Here is a 565-nt window from a genome sequence, read left to right on the forward strand (position 1 = left end):
CTACTTTTCCATCTTTGTCTGTAATAATCAGATTGCTTAGGTATTGGACTTTAATCCAAAGTTCGTCTTTCTAAACTTTGACGGCAGGCTTCTCTTCTTGTACGACGGCGGCAGCTGCTGAGACAGCTTGATCATTAGCCGCTTCAGACTTATTGGTGATTTCTTTTTTGCCGTCTTCCGTCATTTCGCTAACGGCAACATTATCCGTTTTTAAAGCAGGCGTTTTCATCGTCTCAGCAACATCTTTGCTGTTTTGAATATTTGCCTGCTCGTTTTCAAAACTGGATTTGCTTTGCCAAAAGTGAACACCGCCTGCAGCCAAAGCCAATGCGGCTACTCCCAATATCCATTTCGGTAAGCCTTGTTTCTCAGTGTCTTTGTAGCTTAAGCCGGTGTTGGCACTGCGTGTTACCGCGTATACATGGTCTTCAAGTTGCGGAGTAATGGAGCGCAAAGGTTTGGCGATGGTTTGTTCGTTGATTTTCAGAAATCGTGCATATGAACGCAGATAGCCTGAAACAAAGACTAAACCGGGAAAGCCTGAATATTCCCCTTTTTCCAAAGC

The 565-nt window shown here is 44.1% G+C and carries 1 protein-coding gene; it reads right to left on the reverse strand.

Annotated features, from left to right (window positions below; genetic code table 11):
• Positions 1–70: 70 nt before the first annotated feature.
• On the reverse strand, positions 71–565 hold a 495-nt coding region (locus tag ACTHTY_RS11460; protein WP_440367735.1), incomplete at its 5' end, for a helix-turn-helix domain-containing protein.

The sequence above is a fragment of the Neisseria sp. P0019.S002 genome, from assembly GCF_051957155.1.
In the GTDB taxonomy this organism is placed as follows: domain Bacteria; phylum Pseudomonadota; class Gammaproteobacteria; order Burkholderiales; family Neisseriaceae; genus Neisseria; species Neisseria perflava.